Below are 14,814 nucleotides of genomic sequence, written 5' to 3'. Positions count from 1 at the left end.
ACTGCCCCTCCTTACAACTTACTTGGCTTCATACCAAGTGTTCCCAAAGTGTGATTCAACCTTCAGCGGAATTTCCAACTGAACGGCTGAATCCATCACCTTGGGCACTAATTTTTCAAGTGTTGGGATCTCATCGGCTGGTGCTTCAAAGATCAATTCATCGTGAACCTGTAGTAACATGGTTGCCTGCAGTTGAGCTTTCTTAAGTGCGTCTTCCATGTGGATCATAGCAATCTTAATGATATCAGCTGCGCTCCCCTGAATCGGCGTGTTCATCGCTGTCCGTTCAGCAAATGAGCGCTGGGCAAAGTTCCGCGCGTTAATGTCAGGCAGATATCGGCGCCGGTGGCTGATAGTTTCAACATATCCTTGATCCTTAGCAGTCTGAACGATGTCATCCATATATTTCTTGACGCCAGGATACTCTTTAAAGTACGTTTCAATAAAATCGTGGGCTTGTTTGCGGGAAATGCCAATGTTTTGGGATAGGCCGTAATCACTGATCCCGTAAACGATACCGAAGTTGACCGCCTTGGCCTGCCGCCGCATATTCGGTGAAACTTCTTCGTCAGGTAACAACCGGAAAATGCGTCGCGCGGTGCTGGCATGAATGTCTTCATCGTCAACAAAGGCTGCCTGCAAGTTCTTATCGTGGGTCATGTGAGCTAAAACACGCAGCTCAATTTGCGAATAGTCAGACGAGAAGATCTGCCACCCGTCATGACTAGGCACAAACGCCTGCCGGATCCGCCGTCCTTCCTCAGTCCGAATCGGAATGTTTTGCAAATTCGGGTCAACTGAGGACAGCCGCCCTGTCTGTGTCAGCGTTTGCTGATAACGCGTGTGTGCTTTTTGATCCGTTGAGTGGACCACTTTCAAAAGCCCTTCAATGTAGGTTGATTGGATTTTTGAAATTTGCCGGTACTTTAAAATGTTTTCAACGATCGGTGCTTCGCCAGCCAATTTTTCAAGCACGTCAACCGATGTCGAGTAGCCGGTCTTGGTTTTCTTAATCGGGGTCAAACCCATCGATTCAAACAAAATGTGCCCCAGTTGTTTGGGTGAGCCAATGTTAAATTCTTCACCGGCTTCTTGATAAATAGTTTGCTGGATCTGCGCCAGCTGTTCCGTGAACTGACTGCCCATTTCACTGAGTTTATCCGTATCCACCTTAATGCCCGCAATTTCCATGTGTGCCAAAACATAAGCCATCGGCAATTCCAAATCACGGTATAACGACATCTGTTCATTTTGCGTTAATTTATCAAATAAGGGTTGGGACAGCTGCTCAATAGCAATTGCCTTACGTGTCAGATGTTCAAAGAAAATCTGGTCGTCGTCAGGAATCGCCCGTTTTGCGCCCTTACCGTACACCTCATCGTCCGTTTGGATTTCATGGTACTGGTGCTGGAAAGCGAGTTTGCCAAGATCGTTGCTGTTTTCGTTGGTATCTAGTAAATACGAAGCCAACAGCAGGTCAAAGTCCACATTGACCAGGTGAATACCCAATCGATTCAGGCCAACGTAGGTCCGCTTGACATCAAACACATTTTTGGTGATGGTCTCGCTGGTCAAAAGTGCCGTAACGGCTTCTTCCTGCAAGAGATCGACGTCCCGGCTAACGAACCACTTGGCGCCGCTGCCAATCACAAAACCGGCAAAGCTAGAGGTGTGGTAATTGGCTTCCGGCATCTCAAGATAAAACGACACAGGATCGTTAATGGTCTTCAATTCGGATAGGTTCGCTTGAGTTAAAACGGTGAATTCGACTGGTTTTAAGCCCAGAACGTCTTCCCCGTCAGCACTAGCACTAGCGTTCATTTTACTGATGAAGGATTGGAAATTCATCTTCTGATAAAAAGCGACCAGCGCGTCATTGTCGTCGCCTGTGTAAGCGAGGTCAGTCAGGCTGATGGCCAACGGCGCGTCCCGACGAATCGTGGCCAGGTCACGCGACATAAATGCCGAATCCTTATCTTCAATCAAGTGTTCTTTGAGTTTCTTTGCGGTGATGTCATCAATGTTGTCGTAAACACCATCGATGGTCCCGTACTTTTGAATCAAATTCTCAGCAGTCTTTGGTCCGACGCCGGCAACCCCCGGATAGTTGTCCGAGGTATCACCGCGAAGTCCTTTAATTTCAATGATTTGTTCGGGCTTTACGCCAAGTTTTTCCTCAACGTGTGCCGGGGTGTAGTATTCAACTTCACTGACCCCTTTGACGGTGACAGCGACACTGGTCTTATCCGAGGTTAATTGAGTGAGGTCACGGTCACCGGTGATCACAACCGTTTCGTAACCGGCCTCATCCGCCTCTTTGGCCAACGTGCCGATGATGTCATCAGCTTCGTAATCCTTTAAGTCATAAGACTTTAAACCGCGAGCCGTCAGCAGATTCCGGATCTCCGGCATCTGCTCAGTTAGTTCACTGGGTGTTTTAGCACGACCGCCCTTATAATCCGTATATTTCTTTGTTCTAAACGTTGTCTTGCCAGCATCAAATGCGACTAAGGCATCCGTTGGCTGCACGTCTTTTAACATGTGATCCAGCATGGTGTTAAAGCCGTAAATGGCGTTCGTATGCAGGCCATCGGGGTTTGTAAATCGGTTCAACGAGTTGTAGAGCGCGTAAAAGGCTCGAAAGGCCACGCTGTTCCCATCAATTAGCAATAATTTTTTAGATTCTGTCATGTGCTTCTCCTTGCCGTATCTTCTATACATCCACCCTATAGTTTACCAAAGATTCAAGCAAATAAAAATCTTGTGTCTTTGAAAAACATCAGGAATAGCCTCATTTTCAAAGCTCACTGAGTATGGGGTGTTATTGGTGTCTTTTGACAAATGAAACGGCTGTTCAGTTTCACCGATTCGACCCAAAATGATGGCGCCAATTAAACGGCGCACAACACGATTGAACGCGTTTCTTCCGCGCAAGTGACGTTGTGGCCGCGCCAAATTGATACCGAAAAATCACCTGGGCATGGAAGAGACCTCATCCAAAAATCCACAATTAAGGCTTTTTGGATGAGGTCTCTTCGCATTTGTATTTATTAGTTACGGCTACTGCCTGAACCGCCAAAGATTTGAAGCAAGAAAATAAACAAGTTGACGAAATCAAGGTAGAGCTGCATTGCACCAACAACGGCTAAACCGCTGGAAGCAGTGCCGCTACCGTCACTCTTCAGGTACATGGTCTTCATTTTTTGACTGTCAGATGCGGTCAGCGCGGTAAAGATAATCACGCCCACGAATGAAAAGACGTAGGCAATCAGCGCGCTGTGCAGGAACATATTGATGACTAGGGCCACCAATAATGCAATCAAAGCAGCGGTTGCTTGTGCACCGACCCGTGTCAGGTCACGTTTAGTTGCAACCCCGTAAAGTGCCATCACGATAAAGACAACGGCACTTGAGACGAACGCTGAAACAATGGTCGCACCCGAGTACACGAGTGAATAGATCGAGAAAATCCCACCGGTGATCAAGGCGTACACCATTAGTAACACAAAGCTGACTGCCGGCCGTTTAAACGCTTGGCCGTTGACCAAGAATGGAAAGACAAACCAGACGATCAGCCCGATCCACATACCGCCGCCAGTCACAGCGGAAAGCAGAGCCTGATTGGTGCTGACAAAGTATGCTGATACCGCAGAGAGTAACACGGCAAGTGCCATCCAACCGTACATTTTTGTTAAGAAAGCGTTTAAGCCAACTTCGGCATTGACGACCCGACGTGGTTGTTCATCAAATTGTTGATTGTTCATTCGGTTCCCTCCAGTTTATGGTTCCCTCCAGTTTATGAAACGTCTGTCTACTTATTGTTGATAATTGTATCAATCTCAGCAAAAAATGCAATAAATCCTATTTAAAACAAGCGACTTTAGACTATTTTTAAGAAATTAGTCAATCTTTAATCGCATTTAGAACAGTTACAAAAAAATGTCCATTTTTATCACATAAATTTTATAAACAAATCAGCGTTACTCATTAGGGGTTTCTTGATGATCCTCACTATGCGGCGGATCCGGCACCACTTCTGGCCGGTGGCCTAAATAGTTAAACAATGGGATCAGCGGTTCATCGGCAATACACTGCAAAATCGTTTTTAAAACGGCATATCCGGGAATGGCTAAAATAACACCAACCAAACCGAACATGTTGCCTGAAGTCAGCAGCAAGACCAAAATCGTCAACGGGTGGACGTTCATCGATTTGCCGATCACGTTGGGATAGATCAGCTTGTTGTCGATCTGCTGAACGACGATGGCGACAACGATCACCCAAATGACTTGGTGCCAAGAAACTGAAGTAGCGACCAGCACTGCTGGAATGCCGCCCAACCAAGGACCGATATACGGTACCATGTTCAAAATACCGGCAATGATGCCGATCACCAGCGCGTAAGGTGTCCCGACCGCCGCGTAGCCGATGGCGCTCAAGACCCCAACGAACAGCATGTCCACGAACTGCCCGTTGAAGTAATTTTCCATGGTCTTATTGGCCTGCTGCAGCACCTGCTTGGTAAACGGCCGCCACTTAGGCGGCACCAACCTGGTAATGCTTGGCAGCAGTTTATGGCCATCCTTAAGAAAGTACAGGAGCACGATCGGCGTCAGCAGGATGTTGATGACCGTTTTACCAACCTTGCCGATCAGGCCGGTGAAACTCGCGGCACCGGTGCTGAAGTGGCTGGTAAAGACCTTTAGCGCTTGTTGGTTATCGATTTTGAGATTATCCAGAATCGAATTCAATTTTAAACTGCGGGCAATGTCAGTTTGACTGAAACCGTGCACCCAGGTCTGGATACCGGCCAAATAAGCCGGAAAATGGTCAACGATCTCCTTGACTTCAACCACTGCTCGGGGTGCAACGTAGGCGATGGCTGCCCCAATCAGCGCCAGAAGAATAATAAACGCCAAAATGGACGCCGCCCGTCCCTTGATATGAATCCGCCTCAGCAGTTTCACTAACGGTTGCAATAAATAATAAAGAAAGCCCGCAATTAAAAACGGCCCCGCAATGGTGGACAAGAACGTCTGAATCGGGGTAAACAAAAACGACACTTTGGATAAAATGAACACGACGCCTGAAAACACAAGGATCGTGCAGCCGATCAATAACGTTTTCACTAATCCGCTTCTCGGTTGGTGCACGCAAATTCCCCCAAACTATTTTTTGTTGCATTTACCGTATGATACCTGTGTTTTATTGTCAAGAACGGCGCACTAAATACTAGTGTCATCGTGACTGGACTAGTTTGTTCAATATGTCAGCCACTTTCGGCTTCGCAGGTCCAATATGGCCATTTGGCTGATTTACGAAAAAATCCCACTAACTCAAAATCAGAGTCAGCGGGATCAATAAAAAACTTTAGTTATCTTTAAGTGATAAATGACTCAACAATTCTTCGTAAGCGCGTTCGTACTTTTGAACGTCACCGGCACCCATGAAGACCACAACGGCATCGTGGTAATCAAGCAACGGCGACATGTTGTCGAGTTTGAGGATTTCCCCGCCCTTGTTAATTTTCTTAGCAAGGTCAGCACTGGAAACTTTCCCGTTGGATTCACGTGCCGAACTGAAGATGTCAGTCAGGTAAACGTGATCCGCGTTGTTCAAAGCCTTGGCGAAATCGTCCATGAGCGCAATCACCCGGGTAAAGGTGTGGGGCTGGAACACTGCAATAACTTCCTTGTCAGGATACTTTTGCCGTGCGGCGTCCAACGTTGCCCGAATTTCTGAAGGATGGTGCGCATAATCGTCAATGATGGTCATGTCGGCCAACTGGCGTTCTGCAAACCGGCGCTTGACCCCTTTAAAGGTCAGCAATTCCTTCTTGATCTCATCCAGATCAACATCTTCAAAATAAGCCACAGCGATGACTGCCAGACTGTTCAAAACGTTGTGTTCACCAAATAACGGCACGTGGTAGTTGCCCAGGAATTTATCACGGTAGTACACATCGAATTGCGAGCCCTTCGTGGTCCGTTTGATGTCGCGTGCTTGGAAATCGTCCTTGTCACTAGTCCCATAGTAGTAAACGGGAACATCCGTCTTCAACCGGCGCAGATTCTCATCATCGCCCCAGGCAAAAATCCCTTTCGACACTTGATCAGCAAAGGACTGAAATGCCGTGAAAACATCGTTGATGTCCTTGTAGTAGTCGGGGTGATCAAAATCGATGTTCGTCATGATCGCATAGTCAGGTTTGGTGGCCAGGAAGTGACGCCGGTACTCATCTGCTTCGTAAACAAAGAAGCGGGCGTTCGGCGTGCCCTTACCTGTCCCATCACCAATCAGATAACTGGTTGGCGCGATACCTGATAGTACGTGTGACAGCAAGCCGGTGGTACTGGTCTTACCGTGAGCACCAGCAACACCGATACTGGTGTAGCCTTCAATCAGCTTGCCCAAAAATTCGTGATACCGGTAAACGGGCAGTCCCATTTCCCGGGCTTTTTTAATTTCAGGATGGTCGTCCGTGAAGGAGTTTCCGGCAATAACCGTTAGCCCTTCATGGATATTTGCTTCATCAAACGGATAGACGGGTATCTCGGCTTGTTCCAGACCGCGTTGAGTAAACGTGTACTGGGTGATATCAGAACCAGCTACCTTAAATCCTTTATCATGCAAAATAAGTGCTAACGAGCTCATTCCTGAGCCCTTGATGCCAACAAAGTAATACGTTGTCGAGTTGTCCATCAATATCCTCTTTTCGTCACTTCTATATTAATTTGCGCTGGAAACCCGCGCATTTTTTATTCACTCGTTTATTTTAGCACAGGTCATCTAAATTTCGAGGGGCATTTCGCAAGAGATGTCTTATTTCACAAGAATCTTAACTTTTCAGTCTAAACTTGACAGCGTCATGTAACTTTCAAGCAAAATAACCACGTCTATTTTACCAACACTGTGCACTTTTGCACACAGTTCGTTTAGCATCTAGTCAGGATAGCGCGATTCGTTTTATTAGTAAACTCACCCGAATAAAGTCTCACTGTGAAAACCAATCTCGTCAATCGGTTCGCGGTCCCCGCATTTCAGTTAACTGCTTAGCGGTCAGAAAAACATCCCGCGGTTTCGAGCCGTTTTGACCGGAAATATATTGCTTATTTTCCAGGGCATCGATCATGTTGGCAGCGCGGTTATACCCAATCGAGAACACTCGCTGCAGTTTGGAGGTAGAGACCGTCTGTTCCTGAACAATGTAGTCCAAAACTTCCGGCATCAGTTCATCTTCGTTTTGTTGACTCTGCTCCTTAGCCAGTAACCCATCAGGATCGAATTCATAGTGTGGGCTGCCCTGCGTCCGAACAAAATCAGTGACACGGTCAACTTCGTCATCCACAAAGGTCCCTTGCAGTCGGACCGGTTGTGACGCCCCGTTGCCAAGGAACAGCATGTCCCCCTTCCCAAGCAGCCGTTCCGCACCAGAAGTATCAATGATGGTGCGTGAATCAACTTGTGAGGAGACCATGAAGGCAACCCGCGTCGGTATGTTATTTTTAATGGTCCCGGTAACGATATCGACACTTGGCCGTTGGGTGGCAATCAGCAAATGAATGCCGGCTGCCCGCGCCTTTTGTGTGATTCGAACAATGTAGTCCTGCACTTCACTTGAGGCCATCATCATCAAATCAGCCAGTTCGTCGATCACAATAACGATATATGGCAGTTTCAGGCTGTATTCTTCGGTGAGTTCAGCCCGTTCGTTATACTGTTCGATATTCCGCACACCAGCGGCTGCCAAGCGGTCATACCGGTCGTCCATTTCGTTGACCGCCCACTTCAACGCAGCTGCAGCGGCTTGCGGATCAGAGATCACCGGTGCAAGCAAATGCGGCAGCTTATCGTAAGGTGCTAATTCCACAGCCTTCGGATCGATCAGCAAGAGTCGCAGTTCGGCTGGTGTTGCTTTATACAGCAAAGAGATCAGCAGACTGTTGATGAAAACTGATTTTCCTGACCCGGTAGCCCCGGCGATCAGCCCGTGTGGCATCTTCCGCAGGTCAGTGACTTGCGGTTTGCCGAACAGGTCAACGCCAAGCGCAACCGTCAACGGTGATTTGCTTGTCTTAAAGGCCTCTGATTCGAGAACTTCCGACAGCATGACCGGACGTGTCTTGGGGTTAGGAATTTCAATACCGACCGTCGACTTACCTGGAATTGGCGCTTCAATTCGAATATCCTTCGCGGCTAGAGCCAATTTCAAGTCATCCGTCAGGTTAGTGATTTTGTTGACCTTGACCCCTAAGGACAGGTGCACTTGAAACTGCGTTACCGTCGGCCCAATTGTCCAGTCGACAACGTGGGCGTCCACGTGAAAGGCAGCCAGGGTTTCATCCAATACTTCACCCTGGTGTTCGATCCATTCGTCCAGCTCGCTTTCATCCGGTATGACCGGTGGCGTCAGCAGATCCGGACTCGGAAAGTGATAACCGCGTGTTTGCGCATCAGTGTCACCTTGAACATCGGGTTTGTCTTGAAAAAGCGCTAAATCTTTTAGTTGGGCGTTTTCTTCGTTTAAAATGTCACCTAGCGAATGCCCCAACCCGTGTTGCGTTTCTGCTGGTTTCTCCGGTTTACCGGCGTTATCAATCGTGTTCGGCCCATCCGCTTCATCTGTTACTGTCGGCACGTTCTTCGCGGCGGTAGTATCTGAAACAGGCAATTGCGAAACCGGATTGCTGTCAGCCTCGTCTGCTTCATCCAAAGTCGTATCTGTCTTATCTGGAGGCAGCTGTTCAATGACTGGCGCATTATTTTGCGTTCTATCACCAGAAGTCGTTGTGTCGCTGGAATCTAAAATTGCCTTTGCATCAGAATGGACGGGTGCGTCATCAGCGTGTGTTGCAGTTTCCTGATTCGTAGCAGTGTCGTTAGGATCTTCGCGACCGCCGATTTGTTTCGACGAGTGTGTCAGTTCAAAAGTCTTGTGGGAATCCGAGGTCGAATGTGCAACCGCCTGATTACCAGCAGGCTGCAAGGGTTGACCACCTGCAGAATTTTGACTCACGTCGGGAATTTTTTTCGCATCATCCGTCTCTAAAAGCTGGCGGCTCTGCCGGGGCGCGTCAGTTCCCGATGCATCCACTGGTTGTGTGAACGATGTCTCGGACACTGCCGGTGCGGCAACATGCTGCAACGATTTATTCTGCTGATTGCCGTCATTAACCGGTGTGTGTGATGAAACAATGTCCTGGTCAGTCGTCTCCTGGTCAGCGACGTTTTCTTTCATGGGTGCAGTTATTTCGGGCTGTACCGTGTTTACTGGTTGCGTTTTGGCAGCGGTTGTCTCCGTTGGAACAGATGCATCGTCTGCAGGAAGGACTAATTCATTGCTATCAGCTTTTTTTGTTGATGAATCTGTCGCTGGCACAATTGGGTCAGCTCCAGATTCAGGAGTGGCTGTCCCCATAATCTTAGCATCATGACCGTCCTTATGACCAGCTGCAACAGGCACATCATCTGCGCCTTCAGAATGCCAATCATGAATCGTAACGGGGGTCTTCGTTTCAGTCGAAGCCCCTGCTGTCCCTTCAGTCGTACTCGGGGTCGGCGTACCATGTTCGAACTGAAGCCGGTCAGTTGCAGTTGTTACGGTACTGGTGATTGACTGCTTCGACAGCGTTTCAGCCGTGCCAAATAACAGGACCTGGTCGTCCTGTTTTTTAAAAAATGTGGCCATGAGGTGATTAAAGTTCGTGTGCACCTGCGCCAAAACTGGCCGGTGGAGTTGTTTAGGCACCGAAGTTACCCGAAAAGACCGGTCAGTGCGCCAATCGTTGGTTGACGTCAAAGTTTTCGAGGGTTTGGGCACATCGATCTCACGCCGCATCTCGACATCCGTTTCACGCGGTGGCAACTGCGTTTGCGCTTGTATAGATGGCCGGGTTTGGCGAATTTCGGTATGACGAATTCGGTTTGGTTGTGCATCACCTTCGCTCGGCAGGTGATAAGTCCGTTTAATTGGCGCCGCTTCAGGGATCGGTGCAGCGGCATTTAGTTTGCGATTTTTTTTAGGTAACCGGTACTTGCGATAAAAAGCCGGTCCATCATAATGAGTCATTAGCGTTCATCCATTCAAATTTGCTAGGTACAGTTTAATCAATTGCATATATCAATAACCCGATTTTCGACACAATAAAAGGGAGCACGTGGCCCCCCTTAGCAGTTGAACTTACGCTTATTGAAATAAAGTTTGCGCCTTGTCAAAATTGAAAGGCTGACCAACTTCATAATCATCAGGCAAGATCAACGCTCCCGGCCGATCGGGTGCGTTAGGAATTCGTAATTCCCGTCCTGATGAAATCATACCATCACTTTCAACCCCGCGCAATTTACCGGGCCAAATAATTAACCCATCCGGCATCATTGCGCCGACTTCAGCAACCACGACTTTAATATCGGCCTGCATGTTTGGTGAACCGCTGACGATCTGTAAAACCTGACCATCTTGAACCTCTGTTTGAGTGACTAACAGGTGATTGGAATCGGGATGCTGATCAGCCGTTTTAACGTACCCCACCACAAATTTGGGTTCGTGGTCGGCCTTTAGATTAGGCGCAAAATCGGCGTTCGCTAACGCATCATTTAAACGGTCAACCTGGTCATCCGTTAAAAAGACCTGACCATTAACATCAAGCTTCCCTAAAACGGCACTCACGTCCGCAAAATTGTACCCCAGTGTCTCATTGGTTTCTGGGTCAAAGATCCGGGTAATGGTTTGTCGGGTCTCAACGGCTTGTTCCTCTACGTCTGGGGCAACGTAAACAATGAGAATGTCACCCAGCGCTTTTTGATTATAACTAGAAATTAACATGAAGAATCCTTTCAATTGCAAATTATTACTGTTTCGTTTTTTCAGTGCCCTATCATTATAGCGCAGAATGACTTTGGACTGTACCTAAAATCAGCTTTTTAGGAACATCAATCGCGCCTGCTTGCGCTATGCCAAGAACAGTCTGCTATAATTAGCGACTGATCCGTTTTGGGTAATTAAAAAACGATAAGTGTCTCAGCAGTGAGACGCTTATCGCCCGTGAATCATGATTACAATGCATTTACAAAATCTTCAACTTGTTCCTTAGTTTTACGGTCCTTGTTAACGTAGCGGCCGATTTCTTTGCCATGGTCGTAAGCAATAAAACTCGGAATACCCAGTACGTTTAAGTCAACGCACAGATCAATATTTTCATCACGGTCGACCGCTAAGAATGTGTAGTCGCTGAATTCAGCTTCAATATCGGGCATTGCTGGTTTGATAAAGGCACAGTCTGGGCACCAGCCAGCAGAGAAAAAGAGCATGTATTTCCCATCGCTTACCCGTGTCGTCAATTCATCAGTGGTCATCTTTGGTAGTTGTTCCAATCCAATCGCTCCCTTGCTTACTTTTTAATAGTATTAAGTATACCTCAAATTTCGAGTCTTGAATATGATTTACATCTGAAAACCTGTTATGATGGACATAATTCAATAGAAACATCCAATGCACCTTATCGGGTCGGAAACTTCCGGCTAATCAAGCACCACTATTCTAACTGTAATTGGAGGTCAGCCTATGACATCGAACTTAAAAACACCGCAACAACTCAGCTTTTTATCGATTCTCAGCGTCATTCTCGGCTTTCTGTTAGGCCACGTTTACGACCGTCAAACAATGATGAGTTCTGACGAGATTCTCAACCAGGTCAAGGCCGCGTTTCAACGCGAAGCGCCCATTGAAGGTGCATGGATCAGTACACATCCTAGCGAACGGCGACAGTTCGCCATTAAGAACTTAGTTTACTATGGCGGTATCACCAGACGCGAGGACGACAGCCTTGTTCAATATGAATTTATGGCCGATGCAAAAACCGGCAGCGTCCTGAGCGTAAATCGGCTTTAATCTTTAAAATCACTAAAAAATCTCATGCCACGACGGTATTTTGTCGCCCATGAGATTTTTTTAGTTTTCCGCTATTGGAAAGTGTGCGACAAGCTCGTAAATGGGCCCCTTGGCACTAAATTTTTGTTCATATTCAGTTTCAACGTTGCCTTCGTTGCCGTCGCTGTTGTGCAGGTCAAGCCAAACCTCATCAAAGGTCAGCCCATAATTATTAAAACTGCCCAGCGAGTACTCAAACAAGCCGCGATTATCAGTCTTAAACTGAATCTTACCAGCGGGCTTTAAAACTTTCTCATAGTGCACCAAAAAGTTTGGTGAAGTTAACCGTCGCTTGGCGTGGCGAGTCTTTGGCCACGGGTCGGAGAAATTAAGAAACAGCGCGTCAACTTCGTTTTCTGCAAACAACGTGTCAACATTAGCCCCGTCCGTTTCTACGAGTTGAACGTTTGTCAGCCCGCTTTCAACCAGCTGGCGCAAAGCCGTGGCGATCACTGATTCTTGAATCTCGATCCCCAAAAAGTTAATTTCAGGATGCTGGCGCGCCATCTCAACGATGAACCGCCCCTTACCGATACCAATCTCAATCTGTAACGGCTGTTTTTTTTCAAAGCGTTCTTGCCAGTGGCCTAGTTGTGTTTCAGGATCCGTGACGATCAGGTCGGTGTGATCCCGAATATAACCTTCTGCCCACGGCTTTTTGCGTACCCGCATAGTGATAATGCCTCCATTATTTTAATTTTGTCATATTAAAACGGCGGTTCTTTTCAGCGTTCAAGTGAAGCGCTCAAAAGCCCGTCGTCGTTTACTGTTCTCGTTTAATCTATTTTAGGCAACTATTGGTTACCAGTCAACTAACGATTTTTTCGTAAGCGCAAAGGTAAATAATAGCTGACCATACCAAAAATTTCAACAATTTCTACAACGGCCGTTATTAAAATAACCTCCAGTTGGAAATCACTCACCGCTACCATGACCAAAAATAACACGCCGGTCACAATCAGCAACGTTCGCAATAATTTCTTGAAGTTCGCGATTCGCTGTTCGGTCGTAATCGGATACAGGTGGGTGAACACGATGTCATCAAACTGCCAGAAAAATGGAATCAACTGGAAGCCGGTCAAGTACATAAACAGCGCTGCCAGCAACACTGGCAACCAGGTTCCGTGAATAAAGTACAGCAGAATCATTCCAAGAATCGTCAACCGTGAATATAGACCGCTGAACTCCCCGCTTCGAACCATGCCGCGGCTGTATAGGTACAGGTAGGTGTTTTCAGGTTTGATCGTCACGAGTCGTAACAGCCCGTCCATATATTTTCGACGTTTTGCAACGCCCTTCAACATTGGGACGTTAGTAAACAGGTTAAAGAAACGGTAGACACCAAGCATTCGGTTGTTTTCCTGACCGATGGCGGCGCGCCAGTCAAAGGCCTGTTGCTGCCATCCGTAGGCTAACATCCGTAAAATGCCGTCAGCACCGAGTGCGAGTACAACACTGGCAAGCGGCGTGACATAGACACCAATAATCAAAACCACTGCCGGCACCAGCCACTGAAACCAGACTGGCTGGTGAAGCCATCGCTGACTAAATCGGTAATGATTCATCAAGTTTGCCATCAGCCAGGCATCCTTTAAGACAATCTGGGTAACGGCCAGTCCCGCCAATGCAGCAACCGACAGCGGGTCCGTGGCCTGAATGAATGGCAATAAAATGAACAGTCCAAAGATCTGGCAAATCTCTGCCAGCGTTTCACTGTATCGTTTTGAGGCGATAAAGTAACTGTGCATGGCGTGTTCCTTAGGAAGCAGAAACACAACGTCAGCATCTTCCAGCAACGTTGCCAACCGCCCGATCTGAAGCAGCACCAGCATCACCAAGATAATAATGGGCTGGGACCACCACACGTTAGCGTGTAATGTTTTTAACAGGTTGGAATACGCGTAACCCAACCCGCCGATCATGATCAATAGCGCAAAGATAAAGTGATCATTAAACACCAGCCGCAAATACTTGAACATTTCCTTGAGGTGACTGGAAAGTCGTTTTTTAAATAAGTTAGTCATGTTGGTCCGCCTTCGTCATCGACATGTAAATATCGTCGAGTGATTCGCCGGCGTCTGGCAGAGCTTTCCGCAATTCTGCCAGCGTTCCTTCCGTTTTAACTTGGCCATCGTGCAACAGGACGAACCGGTCACAGTATTTTTGAGCAGTGTCCAGCACGTGGGTCGACATCAGAATGCTTGCGCCCTTAGCCTTCTGTTCATTAATCAAATCAAGCAGGTCATGAACTGCCAGCGGATCCAATCCAAGGAATGGTTCGTCGATGATAAACAGCGGGGCGTCAGTAATAAACGCACAAACGATCATCACCTTTTGTTTCATCCCCTTGGAAAAGTTGGCTGGAAACCAGTCGAGTTTGTTATCCAGCCGGAAAATTTCCAGCAGTCTATCAGCACGTTTCCATGCGGCAGCTTGATCCAAATTATAGGCCATCATGGTCATTTCGAGATGTTCCTTCAACGTCAGTTCCTGATAAAGGATCGGCGTTTCAGGAATGTAAGCAATTTGTTTTTTATAGGCTTCATTATCTTCAGCCAAAGTGACGCCGTTGATCTTGATTTGGCCTTTAAACGGCGTCAGCAGCCCAATAATATGATTGATCGTGGTTGATTTACCGGCACCGTTGAGTCCAATAAGCCCAACGAGTTCGCCGTCTTTAATATCAAATGTAACTTCTTTTAAAACTGGAATTTGTGAGTAGCCACCAACAACTTTCGTGACTTGAAGCGTCATGGATATCCCTTCATTTCTTTTAGAGTGTCGTATCAGTTATTATAGCATAGTTGCAAGAGAGTGGAGCAAGGCGCCTAGGGGCTCGGCTCCTGTCAAGGAGACAATCAAATAATTAGATAGATTATGCACATTTT

General features: G+C 47.2%; 11 protein-coding genes. 1 reads left to right on the top strand and 10 read right to left on the bottom strand.

Features of this window, described 5'->3' with window-relative positions; genetic code table 11:
• Positions 1-18: 18 nt before the first annotated feature.
• From polA to FC82_RS13055, 7 genes are all read right to left on the bottom strand, one after another.
• The gene (polA, locus tag FC82_RS13085; RefSeq protein WP_056997238.1) at positions 19-2,691 is read right to left on the bottom strand and encodes a DNA polymerase I; all 2,673 of its coding nucleotides are present in this window, start codon (positions 2,689-2,691) and stop codon (positions 19-21) included.
• 359 nt (positions 2,692-3,050) lie between these two features.
• Positions 3,051-3,764 carry a Bax inhibitor-1/YccA family protein gene (locus FC82_RS13080; RefSeq protein WP_056997237.1) on the bottom strand — a complete coding sequence of 238 codons (714 nt, stop codon included), beginning with the start codon at positions 3,762-3,764 and terminating at the stop codon, positions 3,051-3,053.
• 216 nt (positions 3,765-3,980) lie between these two features.
• Complete coding sequence (locus FC82_RS13075; RefSeq protein ID WP_056997236.1) at positions 3,981-5,153, bottom strand: AI-2E family transporter; 1,173 nt, start codon at positions 5,151-5,153, stop codon at positions 3,981-3,983.
• Between the two features lie 217 nt (positions 5,154-5,370).
• On the bottom strand, positions 5,371-6,702 hold the full coding sequence (gene murC, locus FC82_RS13070) for a UDP-N-acetylmuramate--L-alanine ligase (RefSeq protein ID WP_056997235.1): 1,332 nt from the start codon (positions 6,700-6,702) through the stop codon (positions 5,371-5,373).
• Positions 6,703-7,015: 313 nt separating this feature from the next.
• On the bottom strand, positions 7,016-10,069 hold the full coding sequence (locus FC82_RS16570) for a DNA translocase FtsK (protein WP_082620372.1): 3,054 nt from the start codon (positions 10,067-10,069) through the stop codon (positions 7,016-7,018).
• 117 nt (positions 10,070-10,186) lie between these two features.
• Positions 10,187-10,822, bottom strand: a complete 636-nt coding sequence (gene ytpR, locus FC82_RS13060) for a YtpR family tRNA-binding protein (RefSeq protein ID WP_054761425.1) — start codon at positions 10,820-10,822, stop codon at positions 10,187-10,189.
• Between the two features lie 230 nt (positions 10,823-11,052).
• Positions 11,053-11,352, bottom strand: coding sequence for a thioredoxin family protein (locus tag FC82_RS13055; protein WP_412778474.1), 300 nt, complete (start codon positions 11,350-11,352; stop codon positions 11,053-11,055).
• Between the two features lie 208 nt (positions 11,353-11,560).
• Between FC82_RS13055 and FC82_RS13050 the strand changes: the two genes are divergently transcribed.
• A complete protein-coding gene (locus FC82_RS13050) occupies positions 11,561-11,887 on the top strand; it encodes a PepSY domain-containing protein (protein ID WP_056997233.1) in 327 nt (108 codons plus the stop codon).
• A 60-nt stretch (positions 11,888-11,947) separates the two neighbouring features.
• On the opposite strand, the gene trmB is transcribed toward FC82_RS13050, so the two are convergent.
• The 3 genes from trmB to FC82_RS13035 form a co-directional block, all read right to left on the bottom strand.
• The gene (trmB, locus tag FC82_RS13045) at positions 11,948-12,598 is read right to left on the bottom strand and encodes a tRNA (guanosine(46)-N7)-methyltransferase TrmB (protein WP_054761422.1); all 651 of its coding nucleotides are present in this window, start codon (positions 12,596-12,598) and stop codon (positions 11,948-11,950) included.
• 140 nt (positions 12,599-12,738) lie between these two features.
• Positions 12,739-13,950, bottom strand: coding sequence for an ABC transporter permease (locus FC82_RS13040; protein ID WP_056997232.1), 1,212 nt, complete (start codon positions 13,948-13,950; stop codon positions 12,739-12,741).
• Positions 13,943-14,680 carry an ABC transporter ATP-binding protein gene (locus FC82_RS13035; protein ID WP_056997231.1) on the bottom strand — a complete coding sequence of 246 codons (738 nt, stop codon included), beginning with the start codon at positions 14,678-14,680 and terminating at the stop codon, positions 13,943-13,945. The genes FC82_RS13040 and FC82_RS13035 overlap by 8 nt, the downstream gene beginning before the upstream one ends.
• Positions 14,681-14,814 lie beyond the last annotated feature (134 nt).

Origin of the sequence: Secundilactobacillus collinoides DSM 20515 = JCM 1123 (assembly GCF_001435975.1) — a bacterium.
Classification (GTDB): Bacteria; Bacillota; Bacilli; order Lactobacillales; family Lactobacillaceae; genus Secundilactobacillus; species Secundilactobacillus collinoides.
The sequence above is the reverse complement of the archived record's forward strand: the minus strand, read 5'-3'. Positions and strand labels throughout refer to the sequence as shown.

Excerpts from the sequence above, each read along its gene's own strand:
- polA (WP_056997238.1), bottom strand. The coding sequence starts at position 2,691 with ATGACAGAATCTAAAAAATTATTGCTAATTGATGGGAACAGCGTGGCC.
- FC82_RS13080 (WP_056997237.1), bottom strand. The coding sequence starts at position 3,764 with ATGAACAATCAACAATTTGATGAACAACCACGTCGGGTCGTCAATGCC.
- murC (WP_056997235.1), bottom strand. The coding sequence starts at position 6,702 with ATGGACAACTCGACAACGTATTACTTTGTTGGCATCAAGGGCTCAGGA.
- FC82_RS16570 (WP_082620372.1), bottom strand. The coding sequence starts at position 10,069 with ATGACTCATTATGATGGACCGGCTTTTTATCGCAAGTACCGGTTACCT.
- ytpR (WP_054761425.1), bottom strand. The coding sequence starts at position 10,822 with ATGTTAATTTCTAGTTATAATCAAAAAGCGCTGGGTGACATTCTCATT.
- FC82_RS13055 (WP_412778474.1), bottom strand. The coding sequence starts at position 11,352 with ATGACCACTGATGAATTGACGACACGGGTAAGCGATGGGAAATACATG.
- FC82_RS13050 (WP_056997233.1), top strand. The coding sequence starts at position 11,561 with ATGACATCGAACTTAAAAACACCGCAACAACTCAGCTTTTTATCGATT.
- trmB (WP_054761422.1), bottom strand. The coding sequence starts at position 12,598 with ATGCGGGTACGCAAAAAGCCGTGGGCAGAAGGTTATATTCGGGATCAC.
- FC82_RS13040 (WP_056997232.1), bottom strand. The coding sequence starts at position 13,950 with ATGACTAACTTATTTAAAAAACGACTTTCCAGTCACCTCAAGGAAATG.
- FC82_RS13035 (WP_056997231.1), bottom strand. The coding sequence starts at position 14,680 with ATGACGCTTCAAGTCACGAAAGTTGTTGGTGGCTACTCACAAATTCCA.